18 protein-coding genes and 1 pseudogene are annotated in these 17,956 nt (G+C 73.5%); 8 read left to right on the forward strand and 11 right to left on the reverse strand.

Annotated elements, in window-relative coordinates; translation table 11 throughout:
• Nucleotides 1-151: 151 nt before the first annotated feature.
• On the reverse strand, nucleotides 152-550 hold the full coding sequence (locus tag KHP12_RS38665) for a winged helix-turn-helix transcriptional regulator (RefSeq protein WP_211834211.1): 399 nt from the start codon (nucleotides 548-550) through the stop codon (nucleotides 152-154).
• A 107-nt stretch (nucleotides 551-657) separates the two neighbouring features.
• Between KHP12_RS38665 and KHP12_RS38670 the strand changes: the two genes are divergently transcribed.
• Nucleotides 658-1,311 (forward strand): NADPH-dependent F420 reductase, encoded by a 654-nt coding sequence (locus KHP12_RS38670; RefSeq protein WP_211834212.1) that lies wholly within the window; start codon nucleotides 658-660, stop codon nucleotides 1,309-1,311.
• A gap of 255 nt (nucleotides 1,312-1,566) precedes the next feature.
• Nucleotides 1,567-2,493: an NADP-dependent oxidoreductase gene (locus KHP12_RS38675; protein ID WP_211834213.1), complete on the forward strand. Its 927-nt coding sequence runs from the start codon at nucleotides 1,567-1,569 to the stop codon at nucleotides 2,491-2,493.
• Nucleotides 2,494-3,099: 606 nt separating this feature from the next.
• On the opposite strand, the gene KHP12_RS38680 is transcribed toward KHP12_RS38675, so the two are convergent.
• From KHP12_RS38680 to KHP12_RS38695, 4 genes are all read right to left on the reverse strand, one after another.
• Nucleotides 3,100-3,438: a DUF202 domain-containing protein gene (locus KHP12_RS38680; protein WP_086885816.1), complete on the reverse strand. Its 339-nt coding sequence runs from the start codon at nucleotides 3,436-3,438 to the stop codon at nucleotides 3,100-3,102.
• Between the two features lie 18 nt (nucleotides 3,439-3,456).
• Complete coding sequence (locus KHP12_RS38685) at nucleotides 3,457-3,840, reverse strand: YidH family protein (protein WP_244203393.1); 384 nt, start codon at nucleotides 3,838-3,840, stop codon at nucleotides 3,457-3,459.
• Nucleotides 3,841-3,911: 71 nt separating this feature from the next.
• Nucleotides 3,912-4,448, reverse strand: coding sequence for an NUDIX domain-containing protein (locus KHP12_RS38690; protein ID WP_086885814.1), 537 nt, complete (start codon nucleotides 4,446-4,448; stop codon nucleotides 3,912-3,914).
• A 29-nt stretch (nucleotides 4,449-4,477) separates the two neighbouring features.
• Nucleotides 4,478-5,281 carry a hypothetical protein gene (locus KHP12_RS38695; protein ID WP_210609111.1) on the reverse strand — a complete coding sequence of 268 codons (804 nt, stop codon included), beginning with the start codon at nucleotides 5,279-5,281 and terminating at the stop codon, nucleotides 4,478-4,480.
• Between the two features lie 341 nt (nucleotides 5,282-5,622).
• Here KHP12_RS38695 and KHP12_RS38700 point away from each other — a divergent pair, with 341 nt between their 5' ends.
• From KHP12_RS38700 to KHP12_RS38715, 4 genes are all read left to right on the forward strand, one after another.
• On the forward strand, nucleotides 5,623-7,278 hold the full coding sequence (locus KHP12_RS38700; protein WP_211834214.1) for an FAD-binding dehydrogenase: 1,656 nt from the start codon (nucleotides 5,623-5,625) through the stop codon (nucleotides 7,276-7,278).
• Between the two features lie 127 nt (nucleotides 7,279-7,405).
• Nucleotides 7,406-8,140, forward strand: coding sequence for a molybdopterin-dependent oxidoreductase (locus tag KHP12_RS38705; RefSeq protein ID WP_211834215.1), 735 nt, complete (start codon nucleotides 7,406-7,408; stop codon nucleotides 8,138-8,140).
• Nucleotides 8,124-8,807, forward strand: a complete 684-nt coding sequence (locus KHP12_RS38710) for a cytochrome b/b6 domain-containing protein (protein WP_078559101.1) — start codon at nucleotides 8,124-8,126, stop codon at nucleotides 8,805-8,807. The genes KHP12_RS38705 and KHP12_RS38710 overlap by 17 nt, the downstream gene beginning before the upstream one ends.
• Nucleotides 8,808-8,931: 124 nt before the next feature.
• A complete protein-coding gene (locus tag KHP12_RS38715; protein WP_241787602.1) occupies nucleotides 8,932-9,858 on the forward strand; it encodes a glycoside hydrolase family 6 protein in 927 nt (308 codons plus the stop codon).
• A 176-nt stretch (nucleotides 9,859-10,034) separates the two neighbouring features.
• Here the strand turns inward: KHP12_RS38715 and KHP12_RS38720 are convergent, their stop codons facing one another.
• Nucleotides 10,035-11,942: a glycosyltransferase family 2 protein gene (locus KHP12_RS38720; protein WP_086885377.1), complete on the reverse strand. Its 1,908-nt coding sequence runs from the start codon at nucleotides 11,940-11,942 to the stop codon at nucleotides 10,035-10,037.
• A 277-nt stretch (nucleotides 11,943-12,219) separates the two neighbouring features.
• Here KHP12_RS38720 and KHP12_RS38725 point away from each other — a divergent pair, with 277 nt between their 5' ends.
• A complete protein-coding gene (locus KHP12_RS38725) occupies nucleotides 12,220-13,410 on the forward strand; it encodes a glycosyltransferase (protein WP_211834216.1) in 1,191 nt (396 codons plus the stop codon).
• Nucleotides 13,411-13,586: 176 nt separating this feature from the next.
• Here the strand turns inward: KHP12_RS38725 and KHP12_RS38730 are convergent.
• A pseudogene (locus KHP12_RS38730) lies at nucleotides 13,587-14,348 on the reverse strand (AraC family transcriptional regulator); the annotation flags it as partial.
• On the opposite strand from KHP12_RS38730, the gene KHP12_RS38735 reads away from it, so the two are divergent.
• A complete protein-coding gene (locus KHP12_RS38735; RefSeq protein WP_245010060.1) occupies nucleotides 14,317-14,796 on the forward strand; it encodes a Rossmann-fold NAD(P)-binding domain-containing protein in 480 nt (159 codons plus the stop codon). The pseudogene KHP12_RS38730 and the gene KHP12_RS38735 sit on opposite strands and share 32 nt — an antisense overlap.
• Before the next feature lie 82 nt (nucleotides 14,797-14,878).
• Here the strand turns inward: KHP12_RS38735 and KHP12_RS53010 are convergent, their stop codons facing one another.
• The 4 genes from KHP12_RS53010 to KHP12_RS38755 all read right to left on the reverse strand — a co-directional run bounded on the left by KHP12_RS53010 (nucleotide 14,879) and on the right by KHP12_RS38755 (nucleotide 17,956).
• Nucleotides 14,879-15,115, reverse strand: coding sequence for an ATP-binding protein (locus KHP12_RS53010; RefSeq protein WP_086884692.1), 237 nt, complete (start codon nucleotides 15,113-15,115; stop codon nucleotides 14,879-14,881).
• A gap of 428 nt (nucleotides 15,116-15,543) precedes the next feature.
• The gene (locus KHP12_RS38745) at nucleotides 15,544-15,900 is read right to left on the reverse strand and encodes a hypothetical protein (RefSeq protein WP_086884691.1); all 357 of its coding nucleotides are present in this window, start codon (nucleotides 15,898-15,900) and stop codon (nucleotides 15,544-15,546) included.
• A 34-nt stretch (nucleotides 15,901-15,934) separates the two neighbouring features.
• Nucleotides 15,935-17,020, reverse strand: coding sequence for a hypothetical protein (locus KHP12_RS38750; RefSeq protein WP_086884690.1), 1,086 nt, complete (start codon nucleotides 17,018-17,020; stop codon nucleotides 15,935-15,937).
• 21 nt (nucleotides 17,021-17,041) lie between these two features.
• Entirely contained in the window at nucleotides 17,042-17,956 is a 915-nt protein-coding gene (locus KHP12_RS38755) for an NAD(P)H-binding protein (RefSeq protein WP_086884689.1), read from the reverse strand.

Raw genomic sequence — 17,956 nt, forward strand, 5'->3', positions numbered from 1 at the left:
ACGGGAACGGGCGGGCCGTTCGTCCCGCCTCATGATGCCGACCAGTCGGTATGTAGTCCAGTGGGTCTCGGGTGCGGGTGGGTATGACGGGGCGTGTGGCGTGGGGTATGACGTGGTGGTTCGAGGGCTACCGCCCCCGTTCCCGTCGCCGCTACCGCCCCCGCTCCCGTCGCTGCTCGGCCCGCTCCTGGGCCTCGACCACCGCGTCCCCGAACTCCACCGACCAGGCGCCGAGCGCCTTGACCGGCCCCAGCAGGGTCTCCCCGAGCGGGGTCAGCCCGTACTCGACCCGGGGCGGCGCCTCCGCGTACCGGTGGCGCTCCACCAGGCCGTCGTCCTCCAGGCGGCGCAGGGTGTCGTTGAGCACCTTCGCGCTGATGCCGCCGATGGCCTCACGCAGCTCGCCGGGGCGGCGCGGCCCCTCCCGCAGACCGAAGATCACGACGGCGGTCCAGGTGCGGGCCAGCAGATCGAAGCCCAGCCGCGCCCGGCAGTCGGCGATGAATCCGTCCGGGGCGGTGGGCCGTGCCGTCGTCGTCGGTTCGCTCACTGATGACCTCCTGGCCGCCGTCCTAGCGCATCCGTCGCACACCGTGCGGTGTGCGACGGACTTCCTAGTGTCGCTGCCCTACGACGGGCGATGACGAGGAGACCGCAATGCGGATCGGAGTGCTGGGCACGGGCAATATGGCCGACGCGCTGGGGGCCCAGTGGGCGCGGGCGGGCCATGAGCTGCTGATCGGCGGCCGCTCGCGGCCGAAGGCGGCGGCGCTGGCCGCGCGGATCGGCCACGGCGCGCGGGCGGGAAGCCTGCGCGAGGCCGCCGGATTCGGCGAGGTGACGCTGCTGGCGGTGGCGTACGAGGGCGTCGAGGCGGTCCTGGAGGCGGCGGGCGCGGCCGAGGGGACGCTGGGCGGCCGGGCGCTGATCGACTGCACCAACGCGATCGTCCCCGGCCGCTTCACCCTCGCCACGGACGGCGGACCCGGCATGGCCGAACGGATCGCGGCGCGGGCCGTCGGGGCGCGGGTCGTGAAGGGGTTCTGCCACTGCGCGGACGCGGTGTGGCGGATGACCCCGCCGGTCTTCGCCGACGGCCCGCTGGGGGTTCCGCTGTGCGGGGACGACGAGGGCGCCCTGGAGGCGGTACGGACCCTGGTCCGCGACATGGGCTGCGTACCGCTCGACGGCGGCGGTCTGGAGCGGGCCCGACTGCTGGAGTCCACGGTGGCCTTTCTGCTCGGATTCTGGTTCGGCGGGGTGGAGCCGCGCGCCGCGCTGCCGCCGCTGGCGGTGCAGGGCCCGGCGTAGCGGGCGGCGGGGGGCGGATGGGTGCGGATGGGTGTGGAGGGGTGCGGATTTGCGGTGGCGGTGGGCGAGCAGGAGCGTCGAAGGGGAGGGGCGGGCAAGAACAGGCCGGGACGGGGAACCCGCGAACGAAAGCGCGAGCCGACGAAGGAAGCCGCGAACCCGCGAAACAGACCGCGAACCCGCGAACGAACCTGCGAACGAACCCGCGAACCCGCGAACCCGCCACGAACCGCGAAGACCGCGAGGAGCGTCACCATGAAGGCCATCAGCTACCGCCGCTACGGCGGCCCCGAGATCCTGGAGTACGGGGAGCGGCCGGAGCCCAAGGTCGGCCCCGACTCCGTGCTGATCAGGGTCAAGGCCGCCGCCGTGAACCCCGTCGACTGGAAGGCGCAGGCCGGATACCTCGAACCGGTCCTGGACGCGGTCTTCCCGGTCATCCCCGGCTGGGACGTCGCGGGGGTGGTGGAGCAGCCGGGCCCGGCGGTGACGGAGTTCCAGCCCGGTGACGAGGTGATCGGGTACGTACGGGAGGACTTCCTCTCCCGGGGCACCTGCGCCGAGTACGTGGCCGCGCCCGTTCGCACCCTCGCCCGCAAACCGCGGAACCTCTCCTTCACCCAGGCCGCGGGCATCCCGCTGGCGGGCCTGACGGCGTACCAGTGCCTGGTGCGGGCGCTGAGGGTCGGCGAGGGCGACACGGTGCTGGTGCACGCGGGGGCGGGCGGCGTCGGCTCGATGGCGGTGCAGTTGGCGCGGCACATGGGGGCCCGGGTGATCGGCACGGCGGGGGAGCGCAACCACGAGTATCTGCGCGCGCTGGGCGCCGAGCCGACGGTGTACGGGGACGGGCTCGCCGACCGGGTCCGCGCCCTCGCGCCGAACGGCGTGGACGCCGTGCTCGACCTCGTCGGCGGCGACGCGCTTGCCGTCTCCTCCGAACTCCTCGCCCCCGGAGGCCGCCTGGCCTCCATCGCCGACCCCGCCGTCCTCGGCCTGGGCGGCCGCTACGTCTTCGTCCGCCCCGATCCCGACGACCTCCAGGACCTCACCGACCTCGCCGAGCGCGGCGCCCTCGGGGTCGAGGTCTCCGCGGTCTTCCCCCTGCAGAAGACGGCGGATGCGCAGCGGCTGAGCATGGAGGGGCACGTCAGGGGCAAGATCGCCATCACGGTGGACTGAGCACAGCCCGCCCGCGGCGGACCAATCCCCCACCCCGCCCCTCTCCAACAAGGGGCTCCGCCCCTTGACCCGTCGGGGTTCCGCCCTGGGCGCCGGTCCGGGGCTCAGGCGCGGGGCTCAGGTGGGGGCGTGGGGCGCCTGCGGCGGGCTGTTCCCCTCCCCGCCCCTTCCCGAAACAAGGGGCTCCGCCCCTTGACCCCGCCAGGGCTCTGCCCCGGGCCCCACTAGGGCTCCGCCGCTTGGGCCTCGCCAGGGCTCTGCCTGGGTTCTGGGCGGTGCGCGGCCCCGCCCCGGGCCCTGTCCCCGGTCCTGCACGAGTGCGGGGCGTGGCTCGCCACGGGACGTGTGCGCGCGGGGCCAGCGTGTGCGCCGGCGCGGCTGGGGGCCGGGGCGGAGCCCCGGTGGGGTCAAGGGGCGGAGCCCTTTGTATCGGGAAGGGGCGGGGTGGGGAATCGCCCGCCGCAGGCGCCCCAGGCCGCACTGGCCCCCCGGCCCGCACTCGCACCCCCGGGCCATGCCCGCACCCCCGGGCCATGCCCGCACCCCCGGGCCATGCCCGCACCCCCGGGCCATGCCCGCATCCCCGGCCCCAGCCAGCCGGGCCCCCTATCGCAGCGTCGCCGCCCCCAGCACCGCCAGCGCCACCGTGCACGTGACCGCGGCCGCGGCCGCCCGCGGGGACAGGGCGGGCGGCCGGGGCGCGTGCATGGCCCGGATGCGGTGGTGGGCCAGGGCCAGGAAGGCCAGCCAGGCCAGCACCACCAGGGCCAGGACCACGAGCGAGACCGGGTCGATTCCGCTGTGCAGCGTCTGCCGGCCCGCGAGCGAGGCGGCCACCGCGCACGCCAGCGTCGTACGGCGCCACGCCAGCCGCGTCCGCTCCGGCTGGAGGCCGGGGTCCCGGTCCCGCGTGCGGGATCCGTCGGTCCCATTCCCTTCCGGCATCGCCTCACACCTCCCGGCTCACCCGCCCCACCCGAAGGCGGCCACGATCACCATCAGCAGTGCGACCACCCCGACCGCGAGCCCCAGCGCGATCGGGAAGCGGGACACCGGCAGGTCCTCGCCGCGCCGCATGGCCCGCTCGCAGCGGACCCAGTGGCTGATGGCCCGCAGGGCGCACAGCGCGCCGGCCGCCAGCAGTATGAGCGCCAGCGCGAGCCGCAGCGGGCGGCCGGTCTCCGGGAGGAACTGGTCGACCGCGAACCCGCCGCCCACCAGCGCCATCGCGGTGCGCAGCCACGCCAGGAAGGTCCGTTCGTTGGCGAGCGAGAAGCGGTAGTCGGGGGTGTCGCCCTCCTCCCGCAGCCGCTCCGGCGCGAACCACAGCCGGATGTCCGAGACCACCGAGGTGCGGCCACCGTCACGCGGCTCGGTGTGGCGGGAAGGCTCCGAAGGCCCGGGCCCGGAAGAATCCGTCACCTTTCGACCTTCTCACGCCGCCACTCCACCAGCCGCCGGTACGCCTCCCACCCGTCCGGCACCCACTCCCACTCCGGCAGCCGCCGCGTCAGCTCCTCCTCGGTGAGAAAGGCGTGCCAGGCGACCTCCTCGGTCTGCGGATCGACCGGCAGCTCGCAGCGCACCTCGTAGACCCGGCTCCACCAGGTGTGCTCGGGCGTCTCGTAGAGGAACGAGAACAGCGGTACGGGCGCGGGCAGCCCGCGCACCCCCAGCTCCTCCTCCGCCTCGCGCAGCGCCGCCTCGTCGTAGCCCTCGCCCGCGCCGACGACCCCGCCGACGAACATGTCGTACAGCGAGGGGAAGACCAGCTTCCCGGCGGTGCGGCGGTGGACGAAGATCCGGCCCTGGGCGTCCCGCGCCTGGATGAAGACGCAGCGGTGGCGGAGCCGGTGGGCCATGGCGTCACCACGTCGGGCCTGGCCCACCACGCGATCCCGCTCGTCCACGATGTCCAGCAGTTCGTCGGCGGAAAGCGGTTCCTGATCAGGCATACCGCCATACAAGCAGATCGGGGGCGCGGTCAGCGCCGGTGGCCACCGCCGTAGCCGCCCCCGTACCCGCCGCCATAGCCCCCGCCGTGGCCGTTCCCGCCGCCATGGCCGTTGCCCCCGCCGTAGCCGCCGCCAGGGCCGTTCCCGCCGCCATAGCCGCCGCCGTAGCCGTCTCCGCCGCCGTTCCCGTTCCCGTACCCGCCGCCGTTCCCGTACCCGCCGCCGTAGCCGCCGCCCTGGCCCTGGCCCGGCCCGTACGGCCCGGAGCCGCCGTCCTGGCCGTGCTGTCTCGCCTGCCGCTCGGCCCAGCTGTCGAACGCGTCCACCGCGTCCTGCCAGTCGTCGTACTGCCCCGGTCCCCGGGACGACCACCCCGGCCAGGACGGGGTGGAGCGGCCCTTGCCGGACGACGACGCCGCGGGCTTGTCCGGTGTGGAGTCGCCCGCCGGGGCCTGAGCGGTCGGCTGGGCGGCGGCCGGAGGCTGCGGCTCGGGCTTCTCGGCGCGGGCGCCACGCAGTGGGGTCTCGCCCTTCGCCGCCTCGGCGTACGGGACGGCATGGCTCTCGGGCTCGTCGGGCGCGGCCGACGAGCTGTCGTGGCCGGAGGCGGCCGTCGCCTGACGGGCGTCCTTGCCCATGAGCATGAAGAGCGCGGTGGCCGCGCCCGTGGCCGACAGCAGAATCGCCCCGGCGGCCGCCTTGCGCCGGTTGTCCACCGGGCGGCGGCGGGCGTGCCGGGGCCCGATCACCTCGCCGCGGAGCACCTGTGCCTCGTCCGCGGGCGGCCCGGCTTCGAGGGGCTGTGGGCCGGGCGTGATGAGCGTCGGGTTCACCACACGACGTTCGACATCGGGCCTCGGCCCTGAGTGCTCAACGGAGCGGTCAGCCATGGTCGATGATGATGCCCGTTTGGCCGAACCCTGTCCAATGTCAGTGAACGAATGTGATCTTTTGTTCCACGCCCAGGTTGCGCGGAGGGAGTTGGCCGTCCGGCACCGGGGCGGCACCGGGCCGGCGGCGGCCGGAAACCGCTCCCACACCCGGGTTGACGCCGTACTAGCCGGTAGGCAGGATCGGCGGTCATGACTCCGGCGGAACGCCGTCACTCCGGCGGTACACCGTCGGCACACCGCCGGTGGCCGTCGGCGGGCTCACGAGAACGGGACACCACACCATGGCGTACGACGCGGATGTGATCGTGGTCGGCGCGGGGCTCGCGGGCCTCGCGGCCACCGCCGAACTGGCCGACGCCGGCCGTAAGGTGATCCTGCTCGACCAGGAGCCCGAGCAGTCGCTCGGCGGCCAGGCCCACTGGTCCTTCGGCGGCCTCTTCCTCGTCGACTCACCCGAGCAGCGCCGTCTGCGCATCCGCGACAGCCATGAACTCGCCTGGCAGGACTGGCTGGGCACGGCCGGGTTCGACCGCGAGGAGGACCACTGGCCACGCCGCTGGGCCGAGGCGTACGTGGACTTCGCGGCGGGCGAGAAGCGGTCCTGGCTGCACGCCCAGGGGCTGCGGCTGTTCCCGCTCGTCGGCTGGGCCGAGCGCGGCGGCTACGACGCCACCGGGCACGGCAATTCGGTGCCCCGCTTCCACATCACCTGGGGCACAGGACCCGGCATCGTCGCCCCCTTCGAGCGGCGGGTGCGGGCGGCCGTCGCCCGCGGCCTGGTCGAGTTGCGCTTCCGGCACCGGGTGACGGGGCTGGCCCGCAGCGCGGGCACGGTCGACACCGTCACCGGCGACATCCTGGAGCCCAGCCAGGCCGAGCGCGGCAGCCCCAGCGGCCGCGAGGTCACCGGCGCCTTCGAACTGCGCGCCCAGGCCGTGATCATCACCTCCGGCGGCATCGGCGGCAACCACGACCTCGTCCGCGCCAACTGGCCCGAGCGGCTCGGCTCCCCGCCCGAGCGGATGATCTCCGGGGTCCCGGCCCATGTGGACGGCCGGATGCTCGGCATCGCCGAGGAGGCCGGCGGACGGATCATCAACCGCGACCGGATGTGGCACTACACCGAGGGCATCCAGAACTGGAACCCCATCTGGCCCCGGCACGGCATCCGCATCCTGCCCGGCCCGTCCTCGCTGTGGTTCGACGCGCGCGGCAAGCGGTTGCCGGTGCCGCTGTTCCCCGGCTTCGACACCCTCGGCACGCTCGAGCACATCATGCGGACCGGCCACGACTACACGTGGTTCGTGCTCACCCGGAAGATCATCGAGAAGGAGTTCGCGCTCTCCGGCTCCGAGCAGAACCCGGACCTCACCGGCAAGAGCGTCCGCGATGTGATCGGCCGCGGGCGGGCCGGGGCGCCGGGCCCGGTCCAGGCGTTCATGGACCACGGCGCGGACTTCATCGTCGAGCGGTCGCTGCCGACGCTGGTCCGGCGGATGAACGAGCTCACCAAGGAGCCGCTCATCGACGAGGCAGAGCTGCGCCGGGAGATCGTCGCCCGGGACCGCGAGATCGCCAACCCCTACACCAAGGACCTCCAGGTCACCGCCCTGCGCGGGACTCGCAAGTACATCGCCGACCGGCTCATCCGCACCGCCGCCCCGCACCGCATCCTCGACCCGAAGGCGGGCCCGCTGATCGCCGTGCGGCTGCACATCCTGACCCGTAAGACGCTCGGCGGCCTCGAGACCGACCTCTCCTCCCGCGTCCTGACCGAGGGCGGCGAACCGCTGCCCGGCGTCTACGCGGCCGGGGAGGCGGCGGGCTTCGGCGGCGGGGGAGTGCACGGCTACCGCTCCCTGGAGGGCACGTTCCTGGGCGGCTGCCTCTTCTCGGGCCGTACGGCGGGCCGGGCGGCGGCCGAGGCGGTGGGGTAGACCGCGGTGGGGTAGACCGTAGTGGCGTGACCCCCTGGTACGCCGCCGGCTCCCGGAGTCTTACCGAAGTCTGACGAATCCCGGCAGGAGATGGCGCACCACCCCCGCCCGGTGCTCTCATCAATCCATGGACCCCAACACCGGTGCCGGACCGGACGGCGACGGCACGCCCGTCGGCCGGCGCCTCGTCCTCGGCATGCTGGGCCTCGGCGCGGGCGCGATGGCCGCGGCCCCCTGGCTCCAGGGCAGGTTGGAGACCGCCCTGGGCGCGGTGGCCGACAAGGACCCGACGGGGGTGACCGGACTCCTCCCCAACGGCGGGGGGTTCCGCTACTACTCCGTCACCTCCTCCGTGCCCCACAAGGACGCCGACAGCTACCGCCTCACCGTCGACGGACTCGTCGACAAGCCCGGCGCGTACCGCCTCGCCGATCTGCGCGCGCTGCCGCAGACCCGCCTGGTGCGCGACGTCCAGTGCGTCACCGGCTGGCGGGTGCCCGAGACCCCGTTCGAGGGGGTGCGGCTGTCGGCGCTGCTCGACGCCGCCGGAGTGCGCCGGGACGCCAAGGCGGTCCGCTTCACCTGCTTCGACGGCGCGTACAGCGAGAGCCTGACCCTGGATCAGGCGCGGCGGCCCGACGTGCTGGTCACGCTGAGGCTGCGGGACAAGCCGCTCGGCCACTCCCACGGCGGGCCGGTGCGGCTGTATGTGGCGCCGATGTACTTCTACAAGTCGGCGAAGTGGCTCTCCGGTATCACCGTCACCGATGAGGTGCGGCCCGGCTATTGGGAGGAGCGGGGCTATGACGTCGACGCCTGGGTCGGCAAGTCGAACGGACGCGACGATGACCCCACAGCCTGAGCGGACGACGGCCCCTGCGCCCCGGGCCGGGGAGCGGGACGGCGGCTCCCGGGTGCTCCGGTTCAGCCCCGCCGAGCGCTGGATCCACCGCACCACGGCGCTCCTGCTGGGCGCGTGCGTGGTCAGCGCGGCCTGCCTCTATCTGCCCGCGCTCGCCGAACTCGTCGGCCGGCGCGCGCTCGTCGTCACCGTCCATGAGTGGACCGGCATCCTGACGCCCCTCCCGGTCCTGCTCGGCCTGGTCTCCCGCGCCTTCCGCGCCGATCTCACCCGCCTCAACCGCTTCGGCCCGCACGACCGCCGCTGGCTGCGCGCGGCGCTGCGGCGCGACCACCGGCCCCAGGAGCGCCCGGCGGGGAAGTTCAACGCCGGGCAGAAGCTGTACGCGGGGTACATCGCGGGCGCGGTGCTGGTGATGGCGGGCACCGGGCTGCTGATGTGGTTCACCGGTCTGGCCCCGCTGGTGTGGCGCACCAGCGCCACCTTCGTCCACGACTGGCTGGCGCTGGCCATCGGGATCGTCCTGCTCGGCCATATCGGCAAGGCGCTCGCCGATCCGGAGGCCCGGCGCGGGATGCGCACGGGCCGGGTCGAGCGGGCGTGGGCGGCCCGGGAGCACCCTCTGTGGCGTACGGACGAGGACGCGCGGGAGCGCCGAGAGCACTGAACCCGCGACACGCGGTGCCATGATTCGTCGCATGCGAGAGAAAGGTGCAAGGGCAACCGTTATGCGGCTTTGGCTGCATGCCGCCGTTTGCCTCGCGGTGATGCTTCCGCTGAACGGATGCCGCATGTTCGAGTCCTCGATGCGGCGCGGCGGGCTCTGGGTGAACCCGGACAGCCCCGCCGCCCGGCAGGCCCATGAACGAGAACACGAGGGAAAGAACGGCGACGCCGCGCTCATCCGGCGGATCGCCCAGCAGCCGGTCGCGGAATGGTTCGGCCCCGCGCCGCCCCGGGAACGGGCCCGCTCCATCACCGAATCGGCGGCGCGGACCGGGTCCACCCCGGTTCTGGTGGCCTATCACATCCCGTACCGCGACTGCGGGCGCTACTCGGCGGGCGGCGCACGGAACCGCGCAGCCTACCGGTGGTGGATCGAGCAGTTCACGCTCGGCATCGGAGATCGCCGGGCGATCGTCGTCCTGGAGCCCGACGCGGTGGCCCAGCTGGTCGACGGCTGTGTGCCGCGCAGGCTGCGCAAGGCCCGGCTGGAGATGCTCCGTGACGCGGTCGCCCTGTTCGCCGCGCTGCCCCACGTCAAGGTGTACCTGGACGCGGGGAACCCGAGCTGGATCAAGAATCCCGCCCGGCTGGTGCGGCCGCTGCGCGAGGCCGGTATCGAGCAGGCGGACGGCTTCGCGCTGAACGTCTCCAACTTCCAGCCGACCCGCCGCACCAAGGCGTACGGCCATCGGCTCTCCACCGCCCTCGACAAGGCCCACTTCATCATCGACACCAGCCGCAACGGCAACGGCCCGCTGCGGGCCCGCGGCGCGGCCCGGCACGGCATCCGGGCGCGGGACCGCTGGTGCAACCCGCCGGGGCGGGCGCTGGGCGAGCCGCCCAGCACCCACACCGGGGACCCCCTCGTGGACGCCTATCTGTGGATCAAACGGCCCGGGGAGTCCGACGGCACCTGCAACGGCGGGCCCCCGGCGGGCCACTGGTGGACCAAGTACGCCCTCGACCTGGCCCGTAACGCCCCCCACCGCTAAGCGCTCCGCTGGAAGTGCCCTGACCTGCCGCCGATCGGCTGCGGCGCCGTCGTGGCCGGTCGCGCCCGCGTGGCGGAGCCGCATAGCGACACAGCCCCGCGCCCCTTCGGGGCGCCTCCGAACCGCAGCCGATTTCCGCCGATCCGCTCAGGGGCCCGACGGGCCCGGGCCGCCGGTCACAGCGCGCAGACCGGCGCCTTCTCCTTGTCCTTCGGTTTGTCCTTCGGTTTGTCCTTCGGTGTCGCGCAGGGGCTGGCCGCGTCGCGCGCCGTCGGCACCGTGCCGCGCGCCGGACGCTTCCGGCCGCGGCGCAGCAGCCCCACCGACCAGATCGCCACCGGTGCCAGACACAGGGCCAGGGCGAGCACCGCCCAGATCCGCATCACCGCATGGGTGTGACCGAGGAAGATCGAGCCGACCAGCGAGGAGCCGAACACCCCCGCCCACAGCAGATGGATACGGAACGTGGAGAGCCGGTCGGGGCTGGACGAGTCGCCCTTGGGCGTGACCACGAACCGGCTGGTGCGCCGCAGCACCGCGTCGCACAGCGACTTGGCGTAGATCGGGGCGGACAGCGCCGAGAGCAGCATCCCGGCCAGCCCGCCGGAGCCCTCCGGCTCGTGCGGGGAGACGTTGTGCCGCCGGTTCCAGATGTACAGCCCGACCTGGAGCATCGCCGCGTCGCTGTAGAGCATCATCCACATCTCGGCCGGGATGTGGATCCCGGCGGCGCCCAGCACCAGGAACAGCGCGCACGACAGCGCGGAGAGGAGCCAGTTGAGCGCGGTCATCGGGTAGTACGCGATCATCAGCGAGTAGTTCAGCAGCTTGCCCGGCGACAGGGTGAACGGGCCCTTCCAGAACTGCTTGAGCACGGTCTCGTAGGTGCCGCGGCTCCACCGCATCTGCTGGGTGAAGAAGTCCGTCCAGGTGCTCGGCCCCTCGCCGACCGCGAGCACATCGGGGGTGTAGACCGAGCGCCACTTCTTCCGGGTCGCCGGGTTGCGGTGGCGGTGCAGCTCGAAGCCGGTGGCCATGTCCTCGGTGATCGAGTCGTACAGCCCGCCGATCGAGCGCAGCGCGCTGATCCGCACCGCGTTGTTGGTGCCCACGAACATCGGGCCGCCGTAGGCGTTTCCGGCCCGCTGGATCAGCGCGTGGAAAAGGAACTGCTGGCTTTCGGCGGCCTTGGTGACCGGGGTGTCGTAATTCCCGTACACCTGCGGGCCGACCACGAAGGCGATATCCGGATCCCGGAAGTAACCCAGCATGCGCTCCAGGAAGTTGGGCAGCGGCACATGGTCGGTGTCCACACACGCCATGAATTCATAACCGTCGCCGTGCGCGTCCAGCCAGGCGTTGTAATTCCCGTGCTTGGTGCGCGCCCGGAAAGCGCCCTTCGGCTGGTTCCACTTCTCGATGCCCTTGCGCGAGAAGTGCCGTACGCCCAGCCGCTTGCACAGCGCCTTGACCTCGTCGTCGTCCCCCTCGTCGAGCAGCCAGACGTCCAGCGGCCCGGTGTGCCGGATCCGCACCGCCCCCTCCAGCGTGGCCCGGACCATCGCGATCGGCTCCTTGCCGGGCACGAAGCTGGTCAGGAACGCCACCCGGGTCCCAGGCGTGGCCACCACCGGCACCGGATCCCGCGCCACCAGCGTGGCATGGGCGTTGGAGACGACCGTGAACAGGCGGAACCCCTCGATCAGCGCGATCGAGACCAGCATCGCCAGATCCGCCGCCCGCTGCCACCCCGGCGCGTAGTCGCGCTCCACCCAGTGGTCGGGGTGGAGCAGCCACAGCAGCAGCACCGCCGAGCACACCGGCGCCGCGCACAGCAGCAGCGCGGCGCGGATCCGGTGCGGCTCCTGCGCCAGCAGGCTCCGGCAGCGCACCCGGTAGGGGCGGTCCGTGGGGGCCTTGGTCAGCGGGCCCGCCAGTTCGCTGTACCGCTTGTACTCGTATACCGGGGCGGGGCGGTGGTGCGGGACGCGGGAATCCGACGCGGTACGCGCGGGCGGCGGCCCGGCTACGGCGCGTGCGGTGGCTTTCCGGGGGGAATCTCTGACGGGGGTCGGTGCAGACATCTGGGCACTCCCGCGGGGCTGGCTCGAACCGAATGTCGCGCCACGATGACCCATACGGGCCATATTCTTCAGGTCATCGCGCGAGATGAGAAGGTAACAATCCCATGGGGCATGAGCGTGCACATCGGATATTCGGCGCGCCTTTGCTGACGGTCCGTAAGGCATCCACTCCGACGGCCCAGCGGCGCGCGTCTTACGTGATTTACATCCCGCCGTCTGGCAGGGTCGGCACCGATCGAAGCCCATCGGAATACGGAGGATGGGGCGCAGTCGCCCGATGAGAGTCCTGCACATCATCTCCCGCCTCGGGGCCGGAGGAGCCGAACAGCAACTGCGGCTGCTGCTGCGCCATATGCCGGTCCGCTGTGACGTCATCGCCCTCTCGGGCCCCGGCGCCACCGCGCACGGCATCCGCGCGGACGGCATCCCGGTCACCCATCTGCCCCTGGGCGGCGGGCGCGAGCGGCAGCTCACCACCGTGCCCAGGCTGGTGCGGATCATCCGGTCCGGCGGCTACGACCTGGTGCACACCCATCTGTACCGGGCGTGTGTGCTCGGCCGGATCGCCGCCCGGCTGGCCGGGGTGCGGGCGTTGATCGCCACCGAACACAGCCTGGGCGAGCGGCGGATCGACGGCCGTCCGCTCAACGTCGCCCTCCGCGCCCGCTATCTCGCCGCCGAGCGGCTGGGCTCGGCGACCGTCGCCGTCTCGGCCGCCGTGGCCGACCGGCTGCGCGACTGGGGCGTGCCCAACCGCCGGATCCATCTGGTGCCCAACGGGATCGACGCCCGTCACTTCCGCTTCGAGCCGACCGCCCGGGCGGCCGCCCGGGCCCGACTCGGCATCCCCGAGCGGGCCTTCGTGGTCGGCGGGGTGGGGCGCCTGGTGGCGGACAAGCGGTTCGACACGGCGGTGCGGGCCGTCGCCGAGGTGCCGGACGCCCGGCTGCTGCTGGTCGGCGAGGGCCCCGAGCGCCCCGCCCTGGAGGACCTGTCCGCCCGGCTCGGCGTGGCCGACCGGGTCCGGCTGCTGGGGGAGCGCGACGGCGCGGTGGCCCCGGCCGACGACCGCCCCGCGGGGCTGCCCGCGCTGCTGGCCGCCATGGACGTCCTGGTCTCGCCGTCCGCCGAGGAGGCGTTCGGTCTCGCGGCACTGGAGGGGCTGGCGGCCGGGCTGCCGGTGCTGCACACCGTCTGCCCCGCCCTCGACGAGCTGCCCGACGGCGCCGCGCCCGGCGCCCGCCGTATCGCCTCCGGCCCGGCCGCCCTCGCCGCCGCTCTGTGCGCACAGGCCGCCCAGGGCCCGCTGCGCTTCCCGGTCCCGGACGCCGTCGACCGCTACGACATCGGGCGCGGCGCCCGCCGTCTGATGGACCTCTACGACCGCACCACCACCTGCGGCCCGGACGGCTGTCTGCGGGTGCCGCCCGTCAGCCGCATGCCGCGGCGCGGCGCGCCCGCGGGCTGAGACGAGCCCATGTGACGGGGCGTCAGCCGCGTGGCGTGGCGTGGCGTCGCCGTCGCCGTCGGGGACGGTCAGGGCGAGGAAGCGGGGAGAGGCGACGCGGGGGAACATGCCTCCAGCGTCTCCGCCCCGAAGGCAAAAATCGAGTGAGCTTTTGTTGCCCGAAGCGTCAGTCGCGCTTAATGCCGATGCGCGCTCAATGCCGATGCGCGATGCGCCTGGGGGCTCAGGCCGCGCTCGCGCTTGAAGGCGGCGCTGAGGGCGAACGCGCTGCCGTAGCCGACCCGCCGGGCCACCGCCGCCAGGGTGTGCTCCGGATCCCGGAGCAGATCCGCCGCGAGCGCCAGCCGCCAGCCGGTCAGATACGCCATGGGCGGCTCGCCCACCAGCGCGGTGAATCGGCGGGCCAGCGCCGCCCGCGAGACACCCGTCTCGGCGGCGAGCCCGGCCACCGTCCACGGATGGGCCGGGTTGTTCTGGAGCAGCCGCAGGGCGCGGCCCACCACCGGGTCGCCCAGCGCCCGGTACCAGCCAGGCGCCCGGGCCTCCGGCCGGGAGAACCAGGCCCGCAGCACCGAGATCAGCAGCAGATCCAGCAGCCGGTCCAGGACCGCCTCCTGCCCGGGCTCGTCCTTGACGATCTCCTCGCCGAGCCAGGGCATCAGCGGGCAGTCCCACACCCCGCCGTCCAGCGCCAGCAGCGGGGGCAGCGCGTCCAGCAGCCGCCCGCTGATCTCGCCGTCCAGCAGATAGCTGCCGATGAGCATCGTGGCCGGGCCGTCCGGGCTGTTGCCCCAGGTGCGCACCCCCAGCGCCATCGCCTCGGCCAGGTCGTGGCCGTCCGCCGTGCGGCACACCTCACCGGGGAGGATCCACGCCTGGGGCGCGGTCGCGGGGTCGTCGGCGACCGTGTACGGATCCGGGCCGCGCGCGATCGCCAACTTCGACGAGGGCGTTCTGTGCGACGGGGTGCTCGACGGCGAGATCGTCTTCCCGGCCGGGGACGTCAAGGAGCCCTTCGTGGACGCCGACGACATCGCCGAGGTCGCGGTCGCGGCGCTGACCGGGGACGCACCCGGAGACCGGACGTACGAGATCACCGGGCCGAGGCTGCTGACGTTCGCCGAGGCGGCCGCGGAGATCGCCGGGGCGACGGGCCGCGCGGTGCGCTACGCGCCGGTCTCCGCCGAGAGTTACGGGGCCGCGCTGGTGCGCGACCACGGGCTGCCGGACGAGCTGGGGGCGTTTCTGACCGAGCTCTTCGCCACCTTGCTGGACGGGCGCAACGCGCATCTGACGGACGACGTCCGGCGCGTCCTGGGGCGCGAGCCCGGGGACTTCGCCGACTACGCGCGGCGGGCCGCGCGGGGCGGGGCCTGGGCGGGCTGAAGCGCGACGGACACCACACCGCTGCCTCACGCGGGGTGTCTGCCCTCCACGGGGCCTTACGCGGGGTGTCTTCCGCGGGGCGTCAGGGGAGTGGCTGTTCGGTCCAGATGCACTTGCCGGTGGGCGTGTAGCGGGTGCCCCAGCGGTGGGAGAGGGCCGAGACCAGCTGGAGTCCGCGCCCGCCCTCGTCCGTCTCCGAGGCATGGCGGATCCGCGGGGTGGTCAAGGAGCCGTCGGTCACCTCGCAGATCAGCCCCTCGCCGCGCAGCAGCCGCAGCTCGATCGGGTCCCTGCCGTGCCGGATCGCGTTCGCGGCCAACTCGCTGACCAGCAGCTCCGCGGTGGGGTGAGCGGAGCCAGCTCCGAGCGGGTCAGCTGGTCCCGGACGTGATCGCGCGCCTCGCCCGCGGCGATCGGCCCCCCGGACAGCGGCCGGGCGACGATGTGGTCCGGGGCGAGCGCAGGGGTGCGGGCGATGAGCAGCGCCGCGTCATCGGCGGTGAGCTGCGAGAGCGCCTGGCTCACCTGGTCGTTTGCCAGCAAGGTGCCGGTGCCGTCCCGGTTCCGGGCATGGTCCCGGGCCTGGTCCCGGCCCCGGCCCTGGTCCCGGCCCCGGTCGGGAGGGTCTTCCCGCAGCCGCGCGGCGGCCCACGCGGCCAGCGCCTCGACGGCCGCCCACCGCCGCGGTGCGGGCCGCTCGGCCGGGGCCATGAGCACCGACAGCGCGCCGGTGACCCTCCGGAGTGATCAGCGGAACCGCCAGCAGCCCGCTTCCGGCGGGCAGCGCCGGGCCCGTGCCGTCCCCGGTGCCGAGGGTCGGCGCCCACACCGGTGTGCCCTGGGCCATCGCGCGGGCCGGGGCGCCGGCGCCCCGGCCGGCTCGACCTCCGCCCAGTCCCGGGCGACCGGACGGATCAGCCCGTGCACCGCCGTGAGCTGCGGTGACCGGGCGCCGGGGCCGCGCAGATGCACCATGCCGCCGAGTCCGCCGGTCTCCGTCACGGCGTGGTCGAGCGCGAATCCGAGCAGATCGGGGCCGCTCAGCCCGTCACCCGCCTCGGTGATCACGCGTATCCGTGCGGCGATGGCCTCATCCATGCCCATGGGGAAATTTACCCCCTGGGGGTGTATGCCGGCGCTAACCCATCGGACGGCGGTCCACCGGGGTCAGCGGGGACCAGACGGGCAGCGTGGTGCGGCGCGGGCCCGACCAGGGGGCCGGGACCGCGTCGATGTCCCGCGCCAGCCGATAGGCGAGCGTCTCGTAGTTCACCCGCCAGCCGCGGAAGTGCGGCCACGCCTCCTCCGCGGTGCGCTCCATCGGATAGCCGTAGGCGCGCATCCGCTCCACCCCGCGCAGGAAGTCCTCGTAGCCGAGCCGCACCGGATCGTCCGGATGCGGGTCGGCGTCGTACGGGATGCCGCGGATATCGGCGATGTCGCGCAGACAGACGAAGCCCGCCCGCAGCGCCAGCCGGGTCTGGGCCTGTGGCTGCGAGGGGTTGAAGGCCGTCCGCAGCGCCGCCGCGTCCAGCACCGCCAGCAGGGCGATCAGCCAGTTGCGGTCGGCCTTGGGGGAGCGGAAGTGGATCAGGACCGGATAGGTGGTGTGGGTCTCGCTCACCACGGCGCACCACTGCTCCCAGCCGTGGAAGAGGTCGCCGATGTCGTCCAGCAGACCCACCTGGGCGTAGCGGGCGAGGATCTCCGGGCCCCACGGCGGGGCGCCCGCCCGGGTCTGCAACAGGGTGACCTGGGTCTCGCGGCGCTGATAGGCGTTGTACAGGGTGGGCAGATAGCCGATCTGGAGACCGACCACGATGGGGCCGGTGGCCGCCGCGCAGAAGTCGATGGCGGTCAGACTGGCCCGGCGGCTGCTGGCGAAGCCCAGGGTGAAGAGCGAGGACCCGGCCTCGTAGATCCCCTCATGGACGTCAAGACCGCTCACCGCGGCCTCCAGCAGCCCGTAGCCGATCATGAAGGAGAGCAGCCAGCCCAGCAGGGTGATCACGATGGACACCGGCGCCACCGGGGCCAGCACCCGGTCCTTCGCCTCGATGCCGCGCAGCCGGTCGGCCAGGAAGCGGAACGGCCGGCTGACCGAGCGCTGGACGAACCCGGTGAACCCGGCCGGGGTCGGCCGGGGGATGACCAGGGTGCGCAGCACCGAGGAGAAGATTCCCAGCACGATGACGGCGCCGATGATGCCCAGCAGTACTCGCACCGCGCTTCCGTTCCGCCCACGTCATGTCGTGAACATCTCGGGGTGCTCGCGGACGTACTCCCGCACCCCGGTCGCGGGCCTTCCCGTGATCGTCTCGATGTCGTCGGTCCAGCGGTCGTAGCGGTTCTCCGCGTGCAGCCGCGCCATCGTGGCGAGGTGGTCGAAGAGGTGGTCGGGCAGGTCCAGCGCCTTCAGGTCGTGGTTGACCCAGGCCTCGTAGGAGACGTCCACATAGGCGACCGGCCGGCCGAGCGCGTCGGCGAACTCCTCGGCCAAGGTGGTCATGTCGACCGAGGCCGGGCCGGTCAGATGGTAGGTCCTGCCGATGTGCGAGGAGGGGTCCACCAGGATCGCCGCCACCACCGCGGCGACGTCCCGCGCCGCGACCGGGGAGGTGCGTCCGGCGCCGAACGGCAGCCGGATCGTGCCCTCCTCCGCGATGGAGCGGTAGACGAAGACCGAGAACAGCGGATTCTCCAGGAAGACGGTGGGCCTCAGGTGGGTGACGGGCAGCCCGGACCAGTTGAGCGCCTGCTCCGCCAGCCAGTGCTCCCGCTGCTGCGTCGACTCCGAGGTGCTGGTGAGGTCCATCTGGGAGACCGTCATCTGCGACATGTTGACCAGCGCGTCCAGCCGCGCGTAGTCACGGGCGACCGCCGCCGTGGTCATCGTCGCCTCCAGGTACGTCGGCGAGACGCTCATGCCGAAGTACATCCGCCCGCAGCCGTCCAGCACCCGGACCACATCCGGGGCGCGGGTCAGATCGCCCGCCACCACCTCCGCGCCCGTGGCGCGCAGGGCCTCGGCCCGCTCGTCCTCGCGGCGGACCATGGCGCGCACGGGCAGTTCGCGGCGGCGCAACTCCTCCACCACGGTGCGGCCGACGGCCCCGATGCTGCCCGCGGCGCCGGTCACCAGGATCGGTGGCTCGGGCAT

This window comes from Streptomyces asiaticus, from assembly GCF_018138715.1.
GTDB lineage: Bacteria > Actinomycetota > Actinomycetes > Streptomycetales > Streptomycetaceae > Streptomyces > Streptomyces asiaticus.